This window comes from Nitrosomonas sp., from assembly GCA_016703745.1.
Classification (GTDB): domain Bacteria; phylum Pseudomonadota; class Gammaproteobacteria; order Burkholderiales; family Nitrosomonadaceae; genus Nitrosomonas.
This window is the reverse complement of the sequence record JADJBK010000006.1, coordinates 1,141,131-1,165,171: the sequence shown is the minus strand read 5'-3', so window position 1 is coordinate 1,165,171 and position 24,041 is coordinate 1,141,131. Positions and strand designations below refer to the sequence as shown.

22 protein-coding genes and 1 pseudogene are annotated in these 24,041 nt (G+C 48.9%); 9 read left to right on the top strand and 14 right to left on the bottom strand.

Annotation, left to right across the window (positions count from 1 at the left end):
* Window positions 1–265: 265 nt before the first annotated feature.
* Complete coding sequence (locus tag IPG31_06560; GenBank protein MBK6618029.1) at window positions 266–1,540, bottom strand: dicarboxylate/amino acid:cation symporter; 1,275 nt, start codon at window positions 1,538–1,540, stop codon at window positions 266–268.
* Between the two features lie 355 nt (window positions 1,541–1,895).
* Window positions 1,896–2,114: a 50S ribosomal protein L31 gene (gene rpmE, locus IPG31_06555; protein ID MBK6618028.1), complete on the bottom strand. Its 219-nt coding sequence runs from the start codon at window positions 2,112–2,114 to the stop codon at window positions 1,896–1,898.
* Between the two features lie 475 nt (window positions 2,115–2,589).
* On the opposite strand from rpmE, the gene IPG31_06550 reads away from it, so the two are divergent.
* Entirely contained in the window at window positions 2,590–2,793 is a 204-nt protein-coding gene (locus IPG31_06550) for a cold-shock protein (protein ID MBK6618027.1), read from the top strand.
* Between the two features lie 483 nt (window positions 2,794–3,276).
* On the opposite strand, the gene icd is transcribed toward IPG31_06550, so the two are convergent.
* The 7 genes from icd to IPG31_06515 form a co-directional block, all read right to left on the bottom strand.
* On the bottom strand, window positions 3,277–4,533 hold the full coding sequence (gene icd, locus IPG31_06545; protein MBK6618026.1) for an NADP-dependent isocitrate dehydrogenase: 1,257 nt from the start codon (window positions 4,531–4,533) through the stop codon (window positions 3,277–3,279).
* A 30-nt stretch (window positions 4,534–4,563) separates the two neighbouring features.
* Entirely contained in the window at window positions 4,564–5,175 is a 612-nt protein-coding gene (gene scpB, locus IPG31_06540; GenBank protein MBK6618025.1) for an SMC-Scp complex subunit ScpB, read from the bottom strand.
* Window positions 5,141–5,965, bottom strand: coding sequence for a segregation/condensation protein A (locus tag IPG31_06535; GenBank protein ID MBK6618024.1), 825 nt, complete (start codon window positions 5,963–5,965; stop codon window positions 5,141–5,143). Before IPG31_06535 ends, scpB begins: the two co-directional genes overlap by 35 nt.
* A 17-nt stretch (window positions 5,966–5,982) precedes the next feature.
* Window positions 5,983–7,185, bottom strand: coding sequence for a tryptophan--tRNA ligase (locus IPG31_06530; GenBank protein ID MBK6618023.1), 1,203 nt, complete (start codon window positions 7,183–7,185; stop codon window positions 5,983–5,985).
* 89 nt (window positions 7,186–7,274) lie between these two features.
* Complete coding sequence (locus tag IPG31_06525) at window positions 7,275–7,940, bottom strand: site-2 protease family protein (protein ID MBK6618022.1); 666 nt, start codon at window positions 7,938–7,940, stop codon at window positions 7,275–7,277.
* Window positions 7,933–8,565: a threonylcarbamoyl-AMP synthase gene (locus IPG31_06520; protein MBK6618021.1), complete on the bottom strand. Its 633-nt coding sequence runs from the start codon at window positions 8,563–8,565 to the stop codon at window positions 7,933–7,935. The genes IPG31_06525 and IPG31_06520 overlap by 8 nt, the downstream gene beginning before the upstream one ends.
* Before the next feature lie 44 nt (window positions 8,566–8,609).
* Window positions 8,610–9,455: a PHP domain-containing protein gene (locus IPG31_06515; protein MBK6618020.1), complete on the bottom strand. Its 846-nt coding sequence runs from the start codon at window positions 9,453–9,455 to the stop codon at window positions 8,610–8,612.
* 138 nt (window positions 9,456–9,593) lie between these two features.
* Between IPG31_06515 and IPG31_06510 the strand changes: the two genes are divergently transcribed.
* The 6 genes from IPG31_06510 to IPG31_06485 all read left to right on the top strand — a co-directional run bounded on the left by IPG31_06510 (window position 9,594) and on the right by IPG31_06485 (window position 18,138).
* Window positions 9,594–10,841 carry an NnrS family protein gene (locus IPG31_06510; GenBank protein MBK6618019.1) on the top strand — a complete coding sequence of 416 codons (1,248 nt, stop codon included), beginning with the start codon at window positions 9,594–9,596 and terminating at the stop codon, window positions 10,839–10,841.
* 124 nt (window positions 10,842–10,965) lie between these two features.
* Window positions 10,966–12,987: a TonB-dependent receptor gene (locus tag IPG31_06505; GenBank protein ID MBK6618018.1), complete on the top strand. Its 2,022-nt coding sequence runs from the start codon at window positions 10,966–10,968 to the stop codon at window positions 12,985–12,987.
* Window positions 12,988–13,203: 216 nt separating this feature from the next.
* Window positions 13,204–15,987 (top strand): DEAD/DEAH box helicase family protein, encoded by a 2,784-nt coding sequence (locus IPG31_06500; protein MBK6618017.1) that lies wholly within the window; start codon window positions 13,204–13,206, stop codon window positions 15,985–15,987.
* 213 nt (window positions 15,988–16,200) lie between these two features.
* Window positions 16,201–17,181 carry an IS5 family transposase gene (locus IPG31_06495; GenBank protein MBK6618016.1) on the top strand — a complete coding sequence of 327 codons (981 nt, stop codon included), beginning with the start codon at window positions 16,201–16,203 and terminating at the stop codon, window positions 17,179–17,181.
* A gap of 107 nt (window positions 17,182–17,288) precedes the next feature.
* Window positions 17,289–17,648, top strand: coding sequence for an endonuclease domain-containing protein (locus tag IPG31_06490; protein ID MBK6618015.1), 360 nt, complete (start codon window positions 17,289–17,291; stop codon window positions 17,646–17,648).
* 136 nt (window positions 17,649–17,784) lie between these two features.
* Complete coding sequence (locus IPG31_06485) at window positions 17,785–18,138, top strand: restriction endonuclease subunit S (protein MBK6618014.1); 354 nt, start codon at window positions 17,785–17,787, stop codon at window positions 18,136–18,138.
* Here IPG31_06485 and IPG31_06480 read toward each other — a convergent pair.
* Together IPG31_06480 and IPG31_06475 are read right to left on the bottom strand one after the other, a co-directional pair.
* A complete protein-coding gene (locus tag IPG31_06480) occupies window positions 18,119–19,720 on the bottom strand; it encodes an IS66 family transposase (GenBank protein MBK6618013.1) in 1,602 nt (533 codons plus the stop codon). The genes IPG31_06485 and IPG31_06480 overlap by 20 nt on opposite strands.
* 273 nt (window positions 19,721–19,993) lie before the next feature.
* Window positions 19,994–20,851: an IS5 family transposase gene (locus tag IPG31_06475; GenBank protein ID MBK6618012.1), complete on the bottom strand. Its 858-nt coding sequence runs from the start codon at window positions 20,849–20,851 to the stop codon at window positions 19,994–19,996.
* Between the two features lie 128 nt (window positions 20,852–20,979).
* On the opposite strand from IPG31_06475, the pseudogene IPG31_06470 reads away from it, so the two are divergent.
* A pseudogene (locus IPG31_06470) lies at window positions 20,980–22,458 on the top strand (IS21 family transposase).
* Entirely contained in the window at window positions 22,437–23,174 is a 738-nt protein-coding gene (locus IPG31_06465; protein ID MBK6618011.1) for an ATP-binding protein, read from the top strand. The pseudogene IPG31_06470 and the gene IPG31_06465 overlap by 22 nt, the downstream one beginning before the upstream one ends.
* Here IPG31_06465 and IPG31_06460 read toward each other — a convergent pair.
* The 3 genes from IPG31_06460 to IPG31_06450 are packed head-to-tail and all read right to left on the bottom strand — an operon-like array spanning window position 23,169 to window position 24,025.
* Entirely contained in the window at window positions 23,169–23,402 is a 234-nt protein-coding gene (locus tag IPG31_06460; protein MBK6618010.1) for a hypothetical protein, read from the bottom strand. The genes IPG31_06465 and IPG31_06460 overlap by 6 nt on opposite strands.
* 54 nt (window positions 23,403–23,456) lie before the next feature.
* On the bottom strand, window positions 23,457–23,741 hold the full coding sequence (tnpB, locus tag IPG31_06455; protein ID MBK6618009.1) for an IS66 family insertion sequence element accessory protein TnpB: 285 nt from the start codon (window positions 23,739–23,741) through the stop codon (window positions 23,457–23,459).
* Complete coding sequence (locus tag IPG31_06450) at window positions 23,729–24,025, bottom strand: IS66 family insertion sequence element accessory protein TnpB (protein ID MBK6618008.1); 297 nt, start codon at window positions 24,023–24,025, stop codon at window positions 23,729–23,731. Before IPG31_06450 ends, tnpB begins: the two co-directional genes overlap by 13 nt.
* Window positions 24,026–24,041 lie beyond the last annotated feature (16 nt).

Genomic DNA, 24,041 nt, shown 5'->3' with positions numbered 1-24,041 from the left:
ATATTTGCCAATTTTGCTGTTACGTGAAAAGCAAATACGGGTGATTGATTCGTGCAAACACCATAGTTGGTAGAATTATTATGAAGAATGGTGCAGTTAACTCGCGTTGTATTTTCTGAGAGCCTGCATCTGGATAATAAATTTTAGTCTTGGCTTTTATTTTCAGGGTTATCTAATATTATTTTTTGAAACAATATGTTATATATTTTTATTAACAGTTCGATCGTATTTCTGGAATTAATAATATGGATAAAATTTTTAACGATTAGATAAGTGTATCGGAATGGGATTTCTGATTATCGTTCTGAAAAGTCGCCATAGAAAATTCATTTTCGCTACGTGCGACAATAGTGGCAACAACGGTGTCACCAGTGACGTTGACTACGGTTCTAAGCATGTCCAGCAAACGATCAATGCCCATGATCAATGCAATACCTTCCAAGGGTAATCCGACCTGTTGAAACACCATCGCGAGCATTACCAGTCCAACGCCAGGAACGCCTGCAGTACCAATTGAAGCGAGAACAGTCATAAGAATAATCATCAGATAACTACTTAATCCCAATTCTATCCCGTACACGTTGGCGACAAATACCGTAGCCACGCCTTGCATGATAGCAGTCCCATCCATGTTAATAGTGGCACCAAGTGGAATGATAAATGAAGCAATAGAGTTATCGATACCGATATGTTTTTCTGCGGTATTGAGTGTGACTGGCAGGGTGGCGTTGGAGCTGGCAGTACTGAAGGCAAATATCTGTAGGCTTCTAATTTTACGCATGAATTGCATTGGATTGAGCCGTCCGAGCAATTTTAGCAATACCATGAGGGTGCCGACTGTATGCAGGATAAGTATCGCTGCCACACTACCAAAATATCCCAACATGGGTAGAATCAATTCGGGACCGTGTGTTGAGAAAGTTTTTGCCATCAGCGCAAATACCCCATAGGGTGCAACATGCATTACCAATTTGACTACCTGCATCATGACATTATTTAGCTGATCAAATAGCGTAACAACGGAACGGGCGCGCTCACCGAGTACTGTTAAACCAGTTGCAAACAGAATGACGAAGAAAATAATCTGCAGCATTTCGCCCTGAGCAAATGCAGCTACCGGGTTGGTTGGTACTATATTGATCAGGGTTGTTGTTAGTGATGGAGGAGGCTGGATGTTAAGCTCGACCGCGCCGGATGTGGCCAGATTAAATCCTTTTCCAGGTTCCAGTATCAGTGAGAGGCTTAGTGCCAGCGTAATAGCAAGGATCGTTGTTAGAATAAAAAGCAGGCAAGCTTTGAGGCCGACACGTCCAAGCTTACGGATGTCACCAACTGCGCAAATACCGCTGATCAGCGAAAAAGTTACTATTGGCACGACCAGTAGCTTAAGAAGGTTGATGAAGATGGTGCCAGCAATATGGAATAAGCCTTCTACCAGATATTTTTGAACCAAATCGAGCTGACTAAAAAAGATATTAATCAGACTACCCGTAATAAATCCGATAATCATCCAGATCAATAATCTGGTTGTGAATTTCATGGCTGATATTGTTGACAACGTGGATAAAAATGATTCTCGCCAGAGAATGCAGGCGAAAAGTTAATCAGCGGGCGCAACTTAAAAACATTATTATTTAAAGCAAATAATCGCCGTGTATTTGGGCGAATAGCCCCTGCTTTATCTGAATGGGGGTGGTAAAAGTAACCTGCTGGCTGCTGGTATCAACGCCAGGTAAAGACTGAGTATTTATGAGCATCTCCAAAAACCTGGATTTCGTCACAACACATGGGTATTCCGAAAAATATTTCCTCGCCTATCCATCCCATGCGGCGCCAACATTTTTTGCTCGTGTTGCGCCTTGTTGTTTAAGACTTTTAAATTTTTGGAGATATCTTTATGATTGTTTCTGAAAGCGATTACCATATTTCTGGTTGAATTTCTCAACCCGACCTGCTGTATCGACAATTTTTTGCTTGCCGGTATAAAAGGGATGACAGGACGAACATACTTCGATGTGTAATGGTTTGTTGAGTGTCGATTTGGTGACAAACGACTCCCCACAGCTACAAGTCACCGTTATTTCATTGTATTCCGGATGAATCCCTGTTTTCATTTGTATTTTCCTTACAAGACGATTTTACTTAATCGCGTATTATCACTTAATAAACGCCCCGCTGCAACACTAGATATCAGAGCAAACAGGGCAGTCGCGCTTAAAAGTATTTGAAAATAGAATGTAATCGAGCAACAGTCGATATAGTCTGACTCCAGGAACGGCATGACTGGAAAAGCTTATAAAGCATTATTGTCGTTACCGCCAGAGGAGAAGCCGATAACCAAGTGACCGAGGAAATACGCTATTTCATTAGCAGCCGGACTCGCAAGGAGCATAGTGCTGCGAATCTGGCTGTTATCCGGCATATCGTCCTGGAGGACTTAGACATTTGACTTGACTTAAACGTTATTTTGCGTAACACTGCGCTTGGCGTTTGGCTTCAAGTATTCTGCAGTTCTGGTTACACCCGTTTGCGGTCTTGAAATTCAAATAGTATTAGGGTATCCGGCCCAGTTTTTAATAGGAAGTAGAAATGGCAACAGGAACAGTAAAATGGTTTAATGATTCAAAGGGTTTTGGTTTTATAACACCGGATGATGGCAGTGAGGATTTGTTTGCACATTTCTCTGCGATCAATATGACTGGTTTCAAGACACTCAAGGAAGGGCAGAAAGTAAGTTTTGAAGTGACTCAAGGGCCAAAAGGTAAGCAAGCGTCTAACATTCAAGCTCCTTGAAACGAAAGTAACTAAGTTGAGTTTGGAGCCCACTTAATCGTGGTCATGGTTAAGTGGGCGAATGCAGAAGTAAGTTAAAGTCTATTTGTGACACTTGCTTATAAAAAGTCTGTAAGCTTTCTTAATTTATTATTAAGATTCGTGTTTCTGGTTATTCGGCAGCGCATCACAGTTTTATGTGTTCTTGGTTTCCAAGTCGTCATTTGTGTGTAGTCTTTTTGGCGAAATAGGGTCAACTTTGTTCCTGTTAGGGTATTGATCCCGTGTGATTGTGGCGGCGTCTATAGCGCATAGTTCTTGACGACAGAGAGACAGGCATCATATTCTCTGATCGTAGCAGTATCAGCTCCTTTATGATTTTACTCAAAGCCTGTCTGGCTGACCGCACTTCATCCATTCAACCTGTTTTATCCATTCCTTGAATTCAGCTATCCTCATAATGCATTTTTTACTGAAGATTAAGCAATTAGTTGCCACAGAGCGTTAAAGTATTTCCATTCTTTGTATCATTGCTGCACCAAATTGTGAGCAGCTGACCTGTTTAGCATCTGGCGTTAGCCTGGCCAGATCGTAAGTCATAACTTTATCTGAAATAGTCTTTTCCATCGATTGAATAATATTATCTGCTGCTTCATGCCAGCCAAGATGTCGCAGCATCATTTCGGCGGATAGAATAATCGATCCCGGGTTTACCATATCTTTCCCTGCGTATTTAGGTGCGGTACCGTGCGTGGCTTCAAAAATAGCAATACTGTCACTTAAATTGGCGCCTGGCGCGATACCAATACCGCCAACCTGCGCAGCCAGGGCATCTGAAATATAATCCCCATTCAGATTCAGCGTAGCAATTACATCGTATTCTTCTGGACGTAACAGAATTTGTTGCAGGAAGGCATCTGCAATAACATCCTTAATGATGATTTCCTGGTTGCCGTGCTTAAGCTTCATCCACGGGCCCCCATCAAGTAGCTGTGCGCCAAATTCTTGTTGTGCAACGGAATAGCCCCAGTTTTTGAAACCACCTTCAGTAAATTTCATTATGTTGCCTTTGTGCACAAGTGTTACTGAGTCACAATTCTGGTCAATTGCATATTGTATGGCTTTTCTGACGAGTCGCTGACTACCTTCCTGAGATACTGGTTTGATTCCGATTGCTGAGGTATCCGGGAAGCGAATTTTTTTGACTCCCATGTTTTTTGTCAAAAAATCTATCACTTGTTGTGCTTCTTTAGTTTGTGCTTCCCATTCAATACCAGCATAAATATCTTCCGAATTTTCTCGGAAAATGGTCATATTGACTTTTTCTGGATGCTTAACCGGACTGGGGACACCTTGAAAATAGCGTATTGGCCGCAGGCAAACATAAAGATCCAATAACTGCCGAAGCGCCACGTTGATTGAGCGGATCCCACCACTGACTGGTGTGGTTAGCGGACCCTTGATCGAGACCACAAATTCCTTTGCTGCGGTTAGAGTCTCATCAGGTAGCCACGTATCCTGGCCGTACAATCGGACTGCCTTCTCACCCGCATAAATTTCCATCCATGAAATCTGGCGTTTGCTGCCATAGGCCTGCTTGACTGCAGCATCAACCACTTTGATCATGACTGGTGTAATATCGATACCGATTCCATCCCCTTCAATAAACGGAATGATCGGATTGTCGGGTACGAGCAGGGATGAATCCTTGTTAACCTGAATTTTGCTGCCCGAGGCTGGAATTATGATTTTTTGATACATGACGAATGTCTCTCCGAAAATAATTAAAATTTAAACTTGATTATCGATCTGTTCCTGGTGCAGATTTTGTGCATTAAACAGAGTTGTCGCTGTCGTAATGTCTAATTGCCCCATGTTTTCTAATGGAGGTAATTGATCTAGGCGCTGTAAATTGAAGTCATCCAGAAAATACTGGGTAGTTGCATACAGTAACGGTCTGCCAGGAACTTCCCGCTGGCCAACTGATTCTATCCATCGTCTCGATTCCAGCGTCTTTATAACTGTGCTTGAGACGGCAACACCGCGAATTGCCTCGATATCTCCTCGTGTGACTGGTTGTAAATAAGTAATTACAGCCAGAGTTTCCATGACGGCACGCGAATAGCGTGGGGGATTTTGTGGATTGAGTCGTTCCAGGAAAATACCCATTTCTGGTTTGGTTTGGAATCGCCAGCCACTTGCCACTTCAATCAATACTAGCCCGCTATCCTGCCATTTTTCAGCCAATAACTTTAGTAAATTGAGCAGATTATGGGCATCTGTTTTACCGTCAAACAGTTTTCTCAATTGTGTGATTGACAAAGGTATCTGACTGGTCAACAAGGCTGTTTCGAGTATTTTGATGGCGTCAACTGGTTGTGTCGGGCTGGGTAGAGCACACATGAATTGTTCCAAAACTTTCTGATTGTGAAATAGTAATTAGCGATTCTCTTGCCAGCTCCAGTAGCGCAAGAAAACTGGCGATCAGTTTACTGACTGTAATTATCCCATCAAATAATTCGGAAAACGGGATGATGTTGTTTATTTGTAATCGCCGCAGGATTTCACTCATGCATGCACGCACGGATATTGCCTCATACTGGATGGCATGGTGACGATTGACTCTGGCTTTTTCAAGCAGACCAATCCAGGCGAGATGTAGTTCATCAAGGGTCGCAACGGGAAGTATTTTTTTATCCCGTAACTCAATCCATACTTGCGCCGGCATGAAATCTCTGCCTGCTACGGGGAGGGACTCCAGGCGTGCTGCGGCAAGTTTGATACGCTCATACTCCAGTAACCGACGCACCAGTTCTGCACGAGGATCAGCTTCCTCGTCCTGGATAGCAGCGGGTTGTGGCAACAATGAACGTGACTTGATATCAATCAGCAATGCTGTCATTAACAGGTATTCTGCCGCGAGTTCAAATTGGTCAGTATGCATGGCATCGATATAGGCAATGTATTGCCGGGTGAGCTCGACCATGGGAATATCCAATATGTTGAAATCATGTTTACGTATCAGATAGAGCAGCAGATCAAGTGGACCCTCGAAATTGTCAAGATAAACTGCCAGCGCTTCTGGCGGGATGTATAAGTCGTGAGGAATCGCCTCTAGCAGTTTCCCATCGATTTTCACACAATAATCGACAGTAGCAGCTTGATTTAATAGATTGGCTTGATGTGATGACAAGAGACTGGTAATGACGATTACAGGTAATTTAATCCCAGCGCTTCTCTAACATCACGCATGGTTTCTTCGGCAAGTTTGTGGGCCTTTTCGCATCCATCGGCAACAATATTGCGCATTAATGCGGGATCTTCCTCGTAGATTCTGGCACGTTCACGAATAGGTGCCTGTTCTGCCAGAACGGAGTCGATGACGGGTTGCTTACATTCAAGACAGCCGATACTGGCAGTAGTGCAGCCTTGCTGAACCCAATCTCGTATTTCAACTGAGGAGTAAAGTGTGTGAAATTGCCAGACAGGGCATTTCAGTGGATTACCAGGATCGCTGCGGCGTACCCTCGCAGGGTCAGTTGGCATGGTACGGATTTTTTTGGTAACGCTATCGGGTTCTTCGCGTAAACCAATGGTGTTGCCGTAGGACTTGGACATTTTCTGTCCATCCAGCCCCGGCATTTTTGCTGTTTGCGTCAGTAAGGTTTGTGGTTCTGGCAGAATTAATCTACTGCTCCCTTCAAGATAGCCAAACAGGCGTTCACGATCACCCGCATTCAGGTTTTGCTGTTCTTCCAGCAAGGATCTGGCTTCAGCCAGAGCATTTTCATCTCCATGCTCTTGATAGCGGGCACGCAGTTCCCGGTAGAGCTTTGATATTTTTGTTCCCAGTTTTTTAATTGCCTGTGCCGCTTTTTCTTCAAAACCAGGTTCTTTGCCAAAAATATGATTAAAGCGGCGACATAGTTCACGCGTAAATTCCAGATGAGGTGCCTGGTCTTCACCAACGGGTACCAGGTTGGCACGGTAGATCAAAATATCAGCACTTTGCAAAAGGGGATAACCGAGAAATCCATATGTACTTAGATCTTTTTCGGTCAGTTTTTCCTGTTGATCCTTATAAGTTGGAACGCGCTCAAGCCAGCTAAGCGGAGTGATCATGGACAGCAGCAAATATAATTCTGCGTGTTGCGGAATTTTGGATTGAATAAATAAAGTGGCCTTGGAGGGATCGACGCCTGCGGCCAGCCAGTCGATGATCATATTCCAGGCGTTCTGCTCGATGATATCGGGTGAGTCGTAGTGCGTTGTTAACGCATGCCAGTCTGCAACAAAAAAAAGACAATCGTACTGCTGTTGAAGTGTCAGCCAGTTCTTTAACACTCCATGATAATGTCCCAGATGCAGGTTTCCTGTCGGGCGCATTCCTGAAAGTACACGATCAGCGAACATTTTTTCTGACCTTTAATCTTGAAAATGTATGAAACAATGGCCTGATAATGAAGATAGTGATCCCGAGAGGTGGTGTGGTAAGCATTTATTTATATATATAAACCAAAAAGAACAACAATCGCCTGTTTTGTCAATGTGATCAATGGCCATAGAATGGCTCCCAGTGTGCCGGTGATTAGTAAGGTCAACAGAATTACCATCCCATAGGGCTCAATTTGGGCAAATTTCCAGGCCAGTTTTTCTGGCAACAGGCTAACGGCGATACGGCCGCCATCGAGTGGGGGCAGCGGTAGCAAGTTCAAGATCATTAGTATGACGTTAATTTCGATTCCCGCGATTCCCATCAAAACCATGGGTTTAATATAGATGCTTTCGGGAAGCCCTATCCCCAGTTTAATAATCAGCGCCCAGAAACAGGCCATTAACAGATTTGCACCTGGGCCGGCAGCGGCTACCCATAACATATCGCGTTTAGGATGGCGTAGTTGATTGAAGTTGACTGGTACCGGTTTGGCCCAGCCAAAAAGTATTCCACCGCCCAGCATCAGTTTACTGGTGACGAACATAATCAGCGGGACAACGATCGTACCCATTGGGTCAATGTGTTTGACTGGATTGAGACTGACCCGTCCAGCCTCGTAAGCCGTTAGATCACCAAAGCGTTTAGCGACATACCCATGCGCGGCTTCATGAAAGGTGATGGCGAAAATGACCGGCAGCGCGTAGATGGCAATACCCTGAATTATGCTATCCATGGGTATTCTCGAAGGGTATTACAGATCCTCTGCCGGTTCTGGTAATTTCGGGACTATTGCCAGTTAAATCGACAACAGTCGTCATTTCTGTTCCGCACGAGCCGGCATCGAGAATGAGTTCAACTTGGTGTTCGAGGTGTTGCCGTATTTCCTGTGCATCATTCAGCGGCAATTCGTCACCGGGCAAAATCAGAGTCGAGCTCAATATGGGTTCACCCAGTTCAGTCAAAAGCGCATGAGTAACAGGGTGGTCAGGAATGCGCAAACCAATTGTATGTCTTTTGGGGTGCTGCAATCTCCTGGGAACCTCGCGACTAGCGGTAAGGATGAAGGTGTAGCTTCCCGGGGTAGTGGATTTGAGAAGACGATACTGGGCATTGTCAACTTTAGCATAAGTGGCGATTTCCGACAGATCGCGACATACCAGTGTGAAATGGTGTTTTTCATCGACATCACGAATCAGGCGTATCCGTTCCATGGCATCCTTGTTGCCAAGCTGACAGCCAAGTGCATAACACGAATCAGTCGGATAGACGATGACTCCACCGTGGCGAATGATATCGACTGACTGACGAATTAACCGTAAATGCGGTGTCTGCGGGTGGATTGAAAAGAACTGGGCCATAGAGTATTGGTCTCGGTTTTTTAGGTTGCGGGTCAGAACCGGGTTTAGCTTGCTGGCAGCACCCAGTCGTGCCATATCGGGATACATTCTGCGGGTATTTGGGGTAATTTCCCCAGATTAAAGTAACTCTCGTTTGGTCCATGATAATCGGAGCCACAGGAAGCAAATAAACCTTTTTTGATGGCAAGTTGCGCAAACTGTTTGACTTGTTCAGAGGTGTGACTGGAGGAAACAACTTCAATGCCAGCGCCACCCAGTACTTTAAATTCATCCAATAATTGGTCAAGCAGATTTTTCCCCAGCTGATAACGGGCAGGATGCGCGATGACTGCCCGGCCACCACTGCTGCGAATCCAGTCTATTGCTTGTGATAAGGAGGCCCATTCATGAGGCGTATAACCGGGTTTGCCTTTAACGAGAAATTTCTTGAATACAGTTTTGACGTCCTTCGCATACCCGTGCGCTACCAGAAAACGAGCAAAGTGTGTTCGTCCAATTAATCTTCCTTCACCAGCATAAGAACAGGCGCCTTCATAGCTACCTGAAATGCCATGTTTACCGAGCTCAGCAGCAATCTTTTGAGCGCGTTCAGTCCGGCGCTCACAGACATCGTGCAATCCTTCAAGTAACGGTTGATAATCTGGATTAATGTCCAGACCAAGAATGTGCAGCGTGCGATTCCGCCAAGTGACGGAAAGCTCAATGCCATTTATGAATGTGATACCCTCCCGATCAGCGGTTTTCCTTGCCTCGTCAAGTCCGCTAACGGCATCGTGATCGGTCAGGGCGAGTACGTTTACCCCAAGTGAAGCGGCATGCACTAGCAGTTTTTCCGGGGAGAGTACCCCGTCAGAAGCGGTAGAGTGACAGTGCAAGTCAATGTTCAGCATCAAAAAGCGGTAGAATTAGACATCGCGCTATCATAGCAAATAACAGCTTCGATTAAAAATTACCTGGCTGACCCAGTCGGTTGGCTGGGTCAGCCATTTCTCGCTGTGATTACTTTCAACAGGACAAACCGGGATTTTATGAATTCTTTAACAGTACTCTGGGGACAACTATTTGCGGCGCCACATCGTGGGCTATTCTTAATGGGCGCTATCCAAGGTGTGTTGACTTTTTTATGGTGGAATGCGGATCTGCTCAGCCGATCCGGATTAATTGATGGGTTTTCTGGGTTGAATGGGCAGATTGCATCGGTCTGGGTACATGCTTTTTTGATGGTTTATACTTTTTTTCCTTTCTTTATTATTGGGTTCCTATTTACGACTTTCCCCAACTGGATGAATGGAGAGAAAATCAAGCCGTTTCACTATATAACGGTTTGTGTCTTAATGGCATTGGGTACTCTGGTGTTCTATGCTGGGCTAATTTATGGCACCCCCTTTGTTTTTCTAGGACCATTGCTGCTGTTGCTAGGCTGGTGGATAGCTATTTTTGCTTTGTTTAAAGTGTTGCTGACTGCCCCAGGTGGAGATAAACGCCATGCCTGGGTTTGTGCAATTGCGTTCGTCGGTGGCTGGCTGGGTTTGGCCGCTTACACTCTTTGGCTACTGACCGAATCAACTGCTTTTCTGAATTTTTCGCGCCAGGCAGGCATATGGTTATTTCTGCTGCCTATTCTGATGGCTGTTTCGCATCGGATGATTCCTTTTTTCTCAAGCAGAGTGCTGAAAAATTATACGGTTATCCGTCCATTTTATTTGTTGTGGATAATGCTGGCCTGCTCAGTTTTGCATGGACTGCTACATCTTGCTGGCTTTGAACAATACGCTTGGATAAGTGATTTTCTGCTGGCAGTCTGCACTTTCTATCTAAGTTACGTTTGGGGATTTGCTCGCAGTTTTTCGGTGCGTCTGCTGGCGGTATTGCATATTGCCTTTGCCTGGCTGGGTTGGGCGATGCTTCTGTTTTCGTTACAGAGTTTTTTGCTATGGTCAACCGACGAGGGCCAGCGTTACTGGTTTGGATTGGCACCTTTGCATATGCTGGTGATAGGTTATTTCGCCAGTATGGTGCTGGGGATGGCGTCCCGCGTAACGCTTGGCCACTCAGGCCGACCACTGGAGCTGGATAGTTATACCTGGCTGTTATTTCTTGGGTTTCAGGTGGCCGTTATATTTAGAATTTTTCCGGAAATACTGCCAACATTCTTTTCCGGATCGCCCTGGTTTTACTTGATGGCTGGTGGCGTATGGCTGGCGTGTTTCACGTTGTGGGTCGGTAAGTTTGCTCCCATTTTCTGGCAAGCAAGGGTGGATGGCAAGCCAGGGTAGGGGTATTGTCAGCCACCAATCCTGATAATTCAGGTTGCTAATGAACGGTAAAAACTGAACGTGATGGTAAAGTAATAGCAGATATGATATAACATATCAATATTGAATCATCGATCTGCAGAAAATGAAATTATTCAGAATTTTTTTTAGTTGGTTAGCTGTGACTGCAGGGTTCTGCTCATCTGTTTTGGCAGAGGAAACCTTACCTGCTTTAACGCTGCAACCTGTAACTGTAACGGCAGACCCGCTGGGTAGAAAAACGGTAAATATAGCTCAGCCAGCATCCATTTTAAAGCGGGGAAGGCTATTGACCCGGGATGTGCGCAATATTGGTGAAGCGGTATCGCAGGAACTGGGTGTTTCCAGTAGTGATTTTGGGCCGGGAGCCGGGCGTCCGGTCATTCGGGGTTTGACGGGTGCGCGAGTACGAGTGCTGGAGGATGGCATTGGCACCATGGATGTTTCCACGATCAGCCCGGATCATGCGGTGGCGGCGGAACCACTATTTGCTGATCAAATCGAGATTTTTCGCGGACCTTCAGCCTTGATGTATGGCTCTGGTGCCAGCGGCGGGGTGGTCAATATTGTGAATCGCCGCATTCTTGACTATGTTCCGGAAGCAATTAGTGGTGATTTGTATGGGCATTACAATTCGGTTGCAGATGATTTTACCGGTGCATTTCGCTTGAATGCGGGTCGTGGCGACTTTGCTTTTCATCTGGACGGCTTGAAGCGGGATACCGGGGATTATGACATACCGAAATTTGCAGCTGTCGACCCGGAGCCTGGATCCAGCAAGGGCGTATTGAAAAACAGTGCGATCCAAACTGAAAATTTTTCAGGTGGTGTTTCCTATATTAGGGAGCGCGGCTATTTGGGCGTGGCGGTAAACCGGCTCCGCAATCGTTATGGTGTGCCGGGTGAAGACCCGGAGGTGGTGACGATCAGGCAGCGCCAGACCCGTTTTGATATCAAAGGAGGGTTGAATGATCCTTTGCCGGGATTCCGCATGGCGAAAACACGCTGGGGGTATAACAATCACACGCATACGGAGTTTGAAGGTGGGGAGGTGGGTACTTTATTATTGAATCGCGAGTGGGAGGGACGTACTGAGCTATTGCACAAACCATTGGCAGGTTGGGATGGTGCGTTAGGAATGCAGTATCAACATCGTCAGCTTGCTACCTCGGGAGAAGAAGCTTTCGTGCCAGATTCACAGGCAGAAGCTGTCAGCACTTTTGCGCTGGAAAAGCTGAGCCTGAATCGCTGGCATTTTGAGCTGGGGGGGCGTTATGAACGTCAATCTGCCAGACGCCGCGAAGATGGTTTATCGGTGGAACATCAGGCAGTCAGTCTCGCTGGCGGAACCATCTGGACATTTTTTGATGGGTATTCGCTAGGTGGAAATCTTTCGCATACACAACGTGCTCCTGCGCTGGAGGAATTGTTTTCTAACGGACCGCATCTGGCGACCGGTTCTTATGAAATAGGCGATGCTTCTCTGAAGAAGGAAAAATCCAATAATCTGGATGTATTTATGCGTAAACGCGAAGGTCGTTTTGAATGGACATTAAATTTATTTGCTAATTTAATCGACGATTTTGTTTTTCTGCGTGAGGTAGATTTGATGGGCGATGGCATAGCCGATCGAGTCAATTCAGATGGTGCGCTTGCAACCGATGGCTTGTTGTTATTGACGTATCATCAGAAAAAAGCCAGATTTATGGGGGTCGAATTTGAAACTACAGCACAGCTATTGAATAACCGTCGTGGCAAGCTTGACTTAAGATTGTGGACGGATTACACGCGTGGCAGACTTGCTGGTGGTGAACCCATTCCGAGAATGACGCCCCTGCGTTTTGGTGGTGCACTCAATTATGGAAAGGGACCTTGGCGTAGCATGATCGATGTGATGCACGTACATAAGCAAAATCGGATTGCCTCACTGGAAACGGAAACAGGGGCTTACACCATGCTGAATATTCAAATGGAGTATGCGTTCGACTGGAAAGCCGGAAATTATAGCTTGTTCGTGCGCGGAGCTAATCTCTTGGATGAAGAAGCCCGCCGCCATACATCATTCCTCAAAAATCGCGCACCTCTGCCCGCTCGCTCGGCGATGGTCGGTGTGCGTATCAATTTTTAATCTGGCCGTAATCAGTCGGATGTCGATGTCTTTGCCTGATTGAAATATTGAGCCTGATTGCCCTGCCACCAAGATTTGGCTCACTTGTTTAATGTGCCGTATTGTCTGCGCGGGAGCAGTGACAAGCGTTTTACGCTTTTCCGCTCAATTAAAACCGGATACGTAGCATGAATGGCTGGAATTAGCTAAGGTCGGTGATTTCTGTATACTTTAACGATGACTGAAAACCAGAATCCCGAACAAAAAGTCCGCGACAACATTGATGCACTGCTCAGGCAAGCAGGGTGGGTTATCCAGTCGGCCAAAAAGATCGACCTGAATGCCGGATTAGGTCAGGCGGTGCGTGAGTATCAGACGGATATCGGCCCGGCGGATTACGTACTGTTCGTTGCTAAAAAAGCAATCGGCGTAATCGAAGCCAAGCGTGTGGAAGAAGGGCAACGGCTCACGGCCCATGAAGCACAAACTGAAGACTACGCAGCAGCTACGTTTAAGTGGATTAAAAACAAAGAACCATTGTCTTTTCTCTACCAGAGTACCGGCATCATTACCCGGTTTACCGATGCCCGCGATCCCAAGCCGCGTTCGCGCGAGGTGTTCTGCTTCCACCGCCCGGAAACGCTCAATGAATGGATTGCACAAGATATAAGTCTGCGCAAACGTTTGCACCACATTCCGCCGCTGAACCCAAACCATCTTCCTGCAAAAGAATTGTGCCTGCGCGATTGCCAGGAAATCGCCATCACCAATTTGGAAGACTCATTCAAAGCCGACCGCCCGCGCGCTCTGATTCAAATGGCGACCGGCGCGGGCAAAACTTACACCGCCATCACCTCTATTTACCGTCTGCTCAAATATGCGGATGCAAAACGCATTCTGTTTCTGGTTGACACCAAAAATCTTGGCGAGCAGGCTGAGCAGGAAATGATGTCTTACGTGCCGATCGACGATAACCGTAAGTTCACCGAGCTGTACAACGTGCAACGGCTCAAATCTTCCTTCGTCGCCAAGGACAGCCAAGTGTGCATCAGCACTATCCAGCGCCTGTATTCCATCCTCAAGGGCAGCGAGCTGGACGAAGCCGCCGAAGAGGTCAACCCGGCTGAACTTAAGTTGCCTAAAGAACCGATGCCCGTGGTGTACAACGAAAAAATCCCACCGGAATTTTTCGACTTCATCTTTATTGATGAATGCCATGAATCCATCTACAACTTATGGCGACAAGTACCGGAATATTTCGATGCCAGCCTGATCGGCTTAACCGCCACGCCGGACAATCGAACTTACGGTTTTTTCAAGAAAAACGTAGTCAGCGATTACAGCCACGAGAAAGCCGTGGCCGATGGCGTCAATGTCGGCAATGAAGTCTACGTGATCGAAACGCAGATCACCCGGCAAGGTGCGCAGATCGCCGCCAGGCAACAGGTGGAGAAACGCGAAAAACTCACGCGCAGGAAGCGCTGGGAACAGCAGGACGAAGACGAAGCCTATTCCGCCACGCAACTGGACCGCAACATCGTTAATCCGGATCAAATCCGCACCGTCATCCGCACCTTCCGCGACAAGCTGCCGGAAATCTTCCCCGGCCGCCGCGAGGTGCCCAAAACCCTGATCTTCACCAAAACCGACAGCCACGCCGACGACATCATCCAGACCGTGCGCGAGGAATTCGACGAGCGCAATGCCTTCTGCAAAAAGCTCACCTACAAAACCGACGAAGACCCCAAGTCCGTGTTGCAGCAGTTCCGCAACGAGTATTACCCGCGCATCGCCGTCACCGTGGACATGATCGCCACCGGCACCGATGTGAAGCCGCTGGAATGTTTGGTGTTCATGCGTGACGTGAAAAGCCGCAACTACTTCGAGCAGATGAAAGGGCGCGGCACGCGCACGCTGGATAAAGACGACCTGAAAAAAGTCACGCCCTCCGCCGTCAGCGCCAAAACACACTATGTCATCGTGGATGCCATAGGCGTCACCCAATCGCTCAAGACCGCCAGCCAGCCGCTGATCACCAAACCTACCGTGCCGCTGAAGAATTTGGCGATGTCTGTGATGATGGGCGCAACCGATGAAGACACCGTAAGTTCGCTTGCCGGGCGGCTGGCGCGGCTCAACAAACAGCTCGATACCGATGACCAGCGCCGCATACGAGAATTCTCCGGCGGCATGGAACTCACCCAGTTGGTCGGCAAATTATTCAACGCAATCGATGCCGACAACATCGAAGCCCGTGCGCTGGAACTGGCAAAGCTCCCCATCGGCGCAGATCCCGGCGATGACAAACGGCAGCAGGCGCAACAGCAATTAGTAACTGAAGCCGCGAAAGTATTAAATGGCGAACTGGTAGAACTCATCGAATCCATCCGCCGCGACAAGGAACAAACCATCGATCACGACAACATTGACACCGTGTTGCGTGCCGAATGGGACAAGGACGCCGCGAGCAACGCGCAAGCCTTAACCGGTGAATTTGCCGATTACCTGACAGCGAATCAAGACAGTATTGCCGCATTGACCATCTTTTTCAGCCAACCGTATCGCAGGCGTGAACTCAGCTATGCCCTGATCCGCCAAGTGCTGGATAAACTCAAAACCGACAAACCCAAACTCGCGCCACTGCGCGTGTGGCAAGCCTATAGTCAATTAGATGACTATAAAGGCGCACAACCGGTCAACGAACTCACCGCAGTGGTTGCGCTGATCCGCCGCGTATGCGGCATGGATGAGCGATTATCCACCTTCGACGACACCGTGCGCCGTAACTTCCAAAGCTGGATCATGCAACACCACGCCGGCAGCGGCGAGAAGTTCAACGAAGAACAAATGAACTGGCTGCACATGATCCGCGATCATGTTGCTAACTCATTTCACATCGAGCGCGATGATCTGGAAATGTCGCCGTTCGACAGTCAAGGTGGGCTGGGCAGGATGCATCAGCTGTTTGGTGCAAGGATGGAGCCGTTGTTGGACGAGTTGAATGAAGTGTTGGTGGCGTGATGCAAATCCCCCCTAGCCTCCCTTTTTCAAAGTGGGGAACTAAAAGCGGAGGTGCTGCGCTGGTTGTCTTCCCCCTTTGCAAAAGGGGGACTGAGGGGGATTTAATGGAACGCTACAACCCAAAACTTAAGGAACCTCTGATTAATTCCCCGCAAGTAATATAATTCTGCATCAAACTTTTTCGAGAAGCTATTCATGAAACCTTACCAACAGATGAGTTTTGCTGATGCCGAATACGCCAATAAGGGCAAAGTCACGCGCCGCGAGAAGTTTCTCGATCAACTTGACGGGTTATTGCCTTGGCAGGCTATGATTGATGTTATTGAACCACACTATGCGCCAGGCAATGGGCGTGGCCGCAAACCATTTGCCTTGGAATTGATGCTGCGCGCGCATGTTGCGCAAATTATCTACAACTATTCCGATCCGGGCATGGAAGATGCGCTGTATGAGATTGAATCACTGCGCCGTTTTTGCGGCATTCGTCTGGAAGCCGTGCCGGATGAAAGCACCATTTTGCAATTTCGGCATTTACTGGAAAAACACGGGTTAATGGATCAGATCTTCCAGGTCATCAACCAAACGCTGGGTGAGCGTGGGTTGCTCTTGAAAGCCGGCACCATCGTCGATGCCAGCCTGATTGCCGCGCCGACTTCAACCAAAAATAAGAGCCGGTCGCGTGATCCAGAAATGCATTCCAGCAAAAAGGGCAATCAATGGTTTTTCGGCAGCAAGTTTCATATCGGCGTCGATCATGAAACCGGGTTGGTGCATACGCTCAAAGTAACCTCGGGGCATGTCAGCGACGTTGCCGAAGCCGCCGCCCTGCTGCATGGCGAGGAACAGTTTGTCCATGGCGATGCCGGATATCAGGGGCTGGATAAACGCCCGGAGATGCCGGCAGAAAACCCTCCAGTCTGCGTAATCACGATGCGTCCGGGCAAACTGGCCAGGCTCACGAAAGACGATTCCGGCGCGGCTCAACTACTGCGCGGGGCCGCCCGCGAACTGGCGAAACGCCGCGCCAAAGTCGAACACGTGTTTCGGGATATCAAAATCCGCTTTGGGTATGCTAAAAATCGCTATCGCGGCCTGGCCAAAAATGCGGCCCGTTTGACCTTCCTGACAGCCATTGCCAACGTCATCCGTGGTGATGCTTATGAACGTCGATGTCTTGTTGCGTCTGAAATTTGAAAACAAGCCAGTAAATGAGCTTGTTTCCAGAGAGGAACGGCTGTTTTCATAAAAATCAGCGTCACTATTTGAAGTAGTGGTCAGTTTTTGAGTGACTGCCGTTCAGAATGTTTGTTTTTCAGAGGTTCCTTAAGGAAAATTCGCGCATCTTCAGAACCGACATGACCGATGCCGAGCAAGTTTTGTGGCAGCGTATTCGACGCAAGCAAATACAAAATGTGCAGTTCTATCGGCAAAAACCATTGCTAGCATTTATTGTGGATTTTTACTGCCCGGCAGCGAAGCTGGTGATTGAACTTGATGGTAGTCAACACTCTGAAGCTGAACACCAAGCAAAGGATCAAGACCGTGATGCAGCATTAGCGAGCTTAGGTTTGCGTGTTTTGCGGTTTGATAATCGACAAGTTTTATTGGAAACGGATGCGGTATTGAATGTGATAGACGGAATGGTGAAGGAAAGACTATGAAATCCCCCTCGATCCCCCTTTTTCAAAGGGGGAAGCTACAAACCAACGCGCCAGTTTCCCCCTTTGAAAAAGGGGGGCAAGGGGGGATTTGCCGTTGCGTAGTTTTGTGTTCATTAAATGAGGTTTTGGTGGTGTGATGAATAGTTCTGCAGCTAATTTACCAGCTGGTTGGGTTTCGACACGACTTGGTGATTTGTATACTTTTGAATATGGGAAATCCCTGATCAAAGGTGCAAGGGCTGCTGATGGGATATACCCTGTTTACGGTTCCAGCGGCATTGTAGGAATGCACGATCAATACCTGATTGAAGGTCCGGCGATAATCATTGGGCGAAAAGGAGCGGCGGGTTCAGTACATTACTCGACAGACAATCCCTGGCCGATTGATACCACCTATTATGTACGGGATGATAAAAACCTTTACTTGAAGTTTTCTTGCTATTTGTTCAGTAACCGTCCAACGCTCCCATCTATCTTTCCTGCTGTTTAAGTGATTGAATGAACGCTGGTGTGAGCGGCAGCAATTCATCGATGCGGTTATTGGGCCAGGTGGGTAGTTTGGCGAGTGTGTCTGCAAGCCATGCGGCGGGATCGAGTTTGTTGAGTTGCGCGGTACCGAACAAGGTTTGAATGGCAGCGGCGCGTTGACCGGCACGTTCCGATCCGGTGAATAGCCAATTCTTTTTGCCGATTGCAATCGGGCGTATGGTGTTCTCCACCGGGTTGTTGTCGATCGGAAGAAAGCCGGTTTGTGCGTAGCGGATGAGGCTTGGCCAGCGTCTGAGGGTATAGTCGAGTGCTTTGGCGGAGCCGCCGCCATTTGCGGTCTGGCTACGGGTTTGCATCAGCCAGTCATGCAATGCATGCAGTGCGGGCAGGCTTCTGTCTGCCCGCAGTTGCAGGCGATCTTCGATGCTCAGGTCTTTGCCTTCTGCTTCGATTGCGTATAAGACGCTGATGCGCTGTATCGCTGCCAATGCCATCGTGCTGGCATTGGCCTGGTACAGGTCAAAGAATTTGCGTCGCGCATGCGCCCAGCACGCCAATTCGACGCAAGGCGATGTGGCTGTGGAAAAAAGTGCTTTATACCCAGCATAGTCATCGACCATCAGGTGTCCTTGCCAATTTTGCAGAAAGTGCCGCGCATGCTGACCGCTACGGCCAGCTTGATAGTCGAAGACGATGATACGCGGCCCGGGTTCAAGATCATTGCTGCGGTAGGCCCACAGGTAGGCTTTACGGGTTTTGCCGCGACCGGGTTCCAATTGTGCAACTGGTGTTTCATCGGCATGCAGCGTGTTGCCCTGCAGTAGATGCCAGGTTAGGCGATCGACCAATGGTTGCAGGGCTACGCCGGTACGGCCTACCCATTCGGCCAGGGTGGAACGGGGCAGCGTGACCTGGTCACGGGCAGCAATCTGCTCCAGGCGATAAAGTGGCAGGTGATTCAGGTATTTGTTTGTCATCACCCAGGCAAGCAGGCCCGGGGCGGCCATGCCGCCATCGATGACTGCCGGTGGCACGGGTTCTGCCGTGATGGTTTCACAGGATTTGCAGGCGTACTGTGGGCGAATGTGGCGATGAACGAAGAATCTGGCGGGTTCCACGTCAAGCTGCTCGGTGATGTCTTCTCTGATATTAGTCAGATCGCAACCGCATCGGTCACATTGGCAGGATGCGGGTTCATGCCGGTGTTCGATGCGCGGCAGGTGATCTGGCAGCGGCTGACGACCGGCGCGGGTACGCGGCACTTTGGTGGCATTGGGGGTTGGTGTGCTGTTGATCTGTTCGATTTCAGCCTCAATGGCCGTGATATCGGTCAGCGCCGATTCTTCAAACAAAGAAAGCTGCCTGGGTGACAAGGCAGACAACGCTTCATTTTTCCTGCCAAATCGGATACGGCGCAGATGCGCCAATTCCAGGGTGAGCGCCTGAATCTTGAGTTCCAGCGCATAAACTGTCTGCTGTGTTTGCTGGGTCAGATCAAGCTGAAATGCCTGAACCAGATTGACCACCTGTTGTTTGGTGGCCGTATCGAGGTTGAGTTGATCCAGTTGCGCCAGTGAATTCATGAGATGAATTATACCACGAAATCGCAATCAACCGACTGTTAATAAACAACTATTACATATTTTCTACACCTGAAAATGCCATTGTGGCCGTGCCGATAAACGCCGCCAGTCTACGCCGGCAATCAACCATTCCCACTGCGATAGGGAACCTCTGAAAAACAAACATTCTGAACGGCAGTCACTCAAAAACTGACCACTACTTCAAATAGTGACGCTGATTTTTATGAAAACAGCCGTTCCTCTCTGGAAACAAGCTCATTTACTGGCTTGTTTTCAAATTTCAGACGCAACAAGACATCGACGTTCATAAGCATCACCACGGATGACGTTGGCAATGGCTGTCAGGAAGGTCAAACGGGCCGCATTTTTGGCCAGGCCGCGATAGCGATTTTTAGCATACCCAAAGCGGATTTTGATATCCCGAAACACGTGTTCGACTTTGGCGCGGCGTTTCGCCAGCTCACGGGCGGCACCGCGCAGTAGTTGAGCCGCCCCGGAATCGTCTTTCGTGAGCCTGGCCAGTTTGCCCGGACGCATCGCGATCACGCAGGCTGGAGGGCTTTCCGCCGGCATCTCCGGGCGTTTATCCAGCCCCTGATATCCGGCATCGCCATGAACAAACTGTTCCTCGCCATGCAGCAGGGCGGCGGCTTCGGCAACGTCGCTGACATGCCCCGAGGTTACTTTGAGCGTATGCACCAACCCGGTTTCATGATCGACGCCGATATGAAACTTGCTGCCGAAAAACCATTGATTGCCTTTTTTGCTGGAATGCATTTCTGGATCACGCGACCGGCTCTTATTTTTGGTTGAAGTCGGCGCGGCAATCAGGCTGGCATCGACGATGGTGCCGGCTTTCAAGAACAACCCACGCTCACCCAGCGTTTGGTTGATGACCTGGAAGATCTGATCCATTAACCCGTGTTTTTCCAGTAAATGCCGAAATTGCAAAATGGTGCTTTCATCCGGCACGGCTTCCAGACGAATGCCGCAAAAACGGCGCAGTGATTCAATCTCATACAGCGCATCTTCCATGCCCGGATCGGAATAGTTGTAGATAATTTGCGCAACATGCGCGCGCAGCATCAATTCCAAGGCAAATGGTTTGCGGCCACGCCTATTAGACGACAATTAACCTGTCCGGTCTGACGACAATTATCTTGACCAGTTGAGTGAAAGTATCAGTATGAGTTCTTTTCTATATAAGGAGAAAGAACTTGCCTGGAAAACATATCACTCATCAACAGGAAGCTATTTATATGAAGAATCGTCAGATAGGGCATGGTCAGGAGACAGCGGCTGCGAAAGCGGGGGTAAGTATCCGCAGTGGCCGCAGGATTGAGAAGGGTGTGCGGGTGGAGAAGTCGCAACGGCAATGGCGCACGCGCCAGGATCCTTTTGCGCTGGTTTGGGAGACCGAATTGGTTCCATTGCTGTACGGGGAACCTGAACTGACCGGGACTACGCTTTGGGAGTACCTGGATGATCGATATCCCGGCCAATACCCGGAGAAATTGCTCAGAAGCTTGCAGCGCCGTGTAAAACACTGGCGGGCAACGCAAGGTCCCGGTAAGGCGGTCATGTTTTGCCAGTCGGTACCTGCCGGGCACCAGGGGTTGTCCGATTTTACCTGGCCGCGTACGGCAATTACGATTGCAGGCAAACCATTTGATCACCTGCTGTATCAGTTTCGTCTGGCTTATAGTCATTGGCGTGCTGTTCATATCATCCGGGGCGGGGAAAGTTATAGTGCGTTGGCCGATGGATTGCAGACCGCCTTGCATAAACTGGGCGGCGTGCCCAGGGAACATCGCACCGACAGCCTGAGTGCCGCATACGTCAATGCGAGCCAAAAACAAGAACTCACGCAATCTTATGCGGCGCTGTGTCAACACTATGGCATGAAGCCTACGGTCAATAACCTGGGCGTCAGCCATGAAAATGGCGCCGTAGAAAATGCCCATGGTTCGCTCAAACACCGGATTGAGCAGGCGATCAAACTGCGGGGATCTGCGGATTTCGAAAGTGTGGGCGCCTACCGCCGTTTTCTTGAACGGATCGTCGATAAGCTCAATCTGCGCTGCAGGGGGCGATTGGCGGAAGAGCAATCGCATCTCCAGCCACTGCCACGCTACCGCTTCATGGACTTCAGTGAACTGACCGTCAAAGTGACCACCAGTAGCACCATAGCGGTCAAACGGGGACTCTACAGTGTGCCATCCAGACTCATTGGCGAGAACATCCGGGTTCATCTCTATCACGATCGTCTGGAATGCTTTGTCGGCCAAACACCGGTCATTACCTTACCGCGCGCGTATCCGAAAGCGCCAGAAGGACGCGCCCGGCGCATCGATTACCGTCATGTGATTCATGCATTGGCGGCAAAGCCACAAGCCTTTCGCTTTTCCCGGCTGCGGGATGATCTGTTGCCAACGCCACAGTATCACCAGCTGTGGGCGCGGGTACAACAACAATTTGATCCCGGACTCGCTTGCAAATGGATGGTATCGGTGCTGCGTTTTGCCTACGACTATGATTGCGAGAGCCAGTTGGCCGCTGAATTGTTGCAACAACATCCGCTACCTGAACTGCAAACACTGCAAAAGTGATTTCTGCGGCAGCATGCGCCGCAGCCGGACATCCCAATTAAACAACACACTGCGGATACCTACGATCAACTCCTCAGCGGAAACTGGGCAACGCAAGGAGGCAGCTCATGTCTGAATCGCTCCCACTGATGCTCAAGGAACTCAGACTCCCTGCCTTTGGCCAGCATTACCGGCACTTCCAGGATCAAGCCGCAGAACACGCCTGGAGCTACAGCCAATATCTCGCCGCCCTGTGCGAACAGGAAGTCGCCCAGCGCTTCCAAAGCAGAATCAGCAACTGGACGCATGAAGCCAAACTGCCGCGCGGCAAAAGCTTTGCCACTCTGGCGCTGACCGAACTGCCTCAAGCCGCTCAGAAAAAAATCATCACGCTGCGCGACAATACCTACTGGGCGAGCCAGGCAGACAATGTGTTGCTGATCGGTCCCTCCGGTGTCGGCAAATCACATGTGGCGGCAGCATTGGGGTTGCATTTGATTGAACAAGGCATCCGCGTCAAGTGGATATCAGCTACCGCACTCGTTCAACTCCTGCAGCAAGCCAGGAAAGAACTGGACTTGATGTCCGCCATGACGCGGCTGGATAAATACCGTGTACTGATCGTTGATGATATCGGCTATGTCAAAAAGACCGATTCGGAAACACAAGTATTGTTTGACTTCATTGCCCATCGCTATGAAAGCGGAAGTCTCATCATTACTTCAAACCAGCCTTTTAGCCAGTGGGATCAAATCTTCCCCGACACCATGATGACTGTTGCCGCCATCGACCGGATCATCCATCACGCAACCATCATCGAAATCGACAGTGAAAGTTATAGGAGGAAAAACCAGAAAAAATCATGAAGTAGCTAATAAACTCAACCGGCCATCATAATTGTCGTCAAAGCGGCCAAGATAATTGACGCGAGATACACGCCCATTGCCTGGCACATAGTGTGGTTCAATAACATCAATCATAGCCTGCCAAGGCAATAATCCATCAAGTTGATCGAGAAACTTCTCGCGGCGCGTGACTTTGCCCTTATTGGCGTATTCGGCATCAGCAAAACTCATCTGTTGGTAAGGTTTCATGAAGAGCTTCTCGAAAAAGTTTGATGCAGAATTATATTACTTGCGGGGAATTAATCAGAGGTTCCATAGCGCTAACTCGACACACGCCGCATCCTGCCTCGGCCAGACAAACCGCCCCTGATGCAGGCGGCGCTGACATAACCACACCCCCGTGCCATCCCACAGCAAGACCTTGATGCGATTGCCCGCGCGATTGCAGAATATGAACGCCGAACCCGCGCAGGGCGGGTGACCCAATATCTGCTGCACAATCATCGATAAGCCATCCATGCCGCGACGCATATCCACCGGATCGACCGCCAGCCAGATCTTACCCGCGTGCGCAATCAACCCAGACATGACAGCAATTCTCCCAGCCATCGCGGGGAAACGCTCAGTGGTAATTCCAGCACATGCGTACCGCGACAGCGAAGCTGCAATACTTCCACTGACGCCGCTGTCGGCTTGATCGTAACCGGAATCAAGGCTGGCAGCTTGATATCATCGCGCCCACGCCGGTGAGCGCGCAACCAATTCCCAAACGTCTTCGCATTCAACCCGAGCGCCCGGCAATAGGCTGCCTGCGACAAACCGCTCGTTTGCCAGTTGCTGATATGCTTTTGCTTATCATCCTGTAATGCCATGGCTTATCCTCCTGTA

Bases quoted from the DNA above. Each gene is read 5' to 3' on its own strand.
- IPG31_06515 (MBK6618020.1), bottom strand. From the start codon at position 9,455: ATGCTGAACATTGACTTGCACTGTCACTCTACCGCTTCTGACGGGGTA.
- rpmE (MBK6618028.1), bottom strand. From the start codon at position 2,114: ATGAAAACAGGGATTCATCCGGAATACAATGAAATAACGGTGACTTGT.
- IPG31_06505 (MBK6618018.1), top strand. From the start codon at position 10,966: ATGAAATTATTCAGAATTTTTTTTAGTTGGTTAGCTGTGACTGCAGGG.
- icd (MBK6618026.1), bottom strand. From the start codon at position 4,533: ATGTATCAAAAAATCATAATTCCAGCCTCGGGCAGCAAAATTCAGGTT.
- IPG31_06460 (MBK6618010.1), bottom strand. From the start codon at position 23,402: ATGAAACCTTACCAACAGATGAGTTTTGCTGATGCCGAATACGCCAAT.
- IPG31_06450 (MBK6618008.1), bottom strand. From the start codon at position 24,025: ATGGCATTACAGGATGATAAGCAAAAGCATATCAGCAACTGGCAAACG.
- IPG31_06480 (MBK6618013.1), bottom strand. From the start codon at position 19,720: ATGAATTCACTGGCGCAACTGGATCAACTCAACCTCGATACGGCCACC.
- IPG31_06465 (MBK6618011.1), top strand. From the start codon at position 22,437: ATGTCTGAATCGCTCCCACTGATGCTCAAGGAACTCAGACTCCCTGCC.
- tnpB (MBK6618009.1), bottom strand. From the start codon at position 23,741: ATGTCTGGGTTGATTGCGCACGCGGGTAAGATCTGGCTGGCGGTCGAT.
- IPG31_06550 (MBK6618027.1), top strand. From the start codon at position 2,590: ATGGCAACAGGAACAGTAAAATGGTTTAATGATTCAAAGGGTTTTGGT.
- IPG31_06490 (MBK6618015.1), top strand. From the start codon at position 17,289: ATGTTTGTTTTTCAGAGGTTCCTTAAGGAAAATTCGCGCATCTTCAGA.
- scpB (MBK6618025.1), bottom strand. From the start codon at position 5,175: ATGTGTGCTCTACCCAGCCCGACACAACCAGTTGACGCCATCAAAATA.
- IPG31_06510 (MBK6618019.1), top strand. From the start codon at position 9,594: ATGAATTCTTTAACAGTACTCTGGGGACAACTATTTGCGGCGCCACAT.
- IPG31_06495 (MBK6618016.1), top strand. From the start codon at position 16,201: ATGAGTTTTGCTGATGCCGAATACGCCAATAAGGGCAAAGTCACGCGC.
- IPG31_06560 (MBK6618029.1), bottom strand. From the start codon at position 1,540: ATGAAATTCACAACCAGATTATTGATCTGGATGATTATCGGATTTATT.
- IPG31_06525 (MBK6618022.1), bottom strand. From the start codon at position 7,940: ATGGATAGCATAATTCAGGGTATTGCCATCTACGCGCTGCCGGTCATT.
- IPG31_06520 (MBK6618021.1), bottom strand. From the start codon at position 8,565: ATGGCCCAGTTCTTTTCAATCCACCCGCAGACACCGCATTTACGGTTA.
- IPG31_06530 (MBK6618023.1), bottom strand. From the start codon at position 7,185: ATGTTCGCTGATCGTGTACTTTCAGGAATGCGCCCGACAGGAAACCTG.
- IPG31_06500 (MBK6618017.1), top strand. From the start codon at position 13,204: ATGACTGAAAACCAGAATCCCGAACAAAAAGTCCGCGACAACATTGAT.
- IPG31_06485 (MBK6618014.1), top strand. From the start codon at position 17,785: ATGAATAGTTCTGCAGCTAATTTACCAGCTGGTTGGGTTTCGACACGA.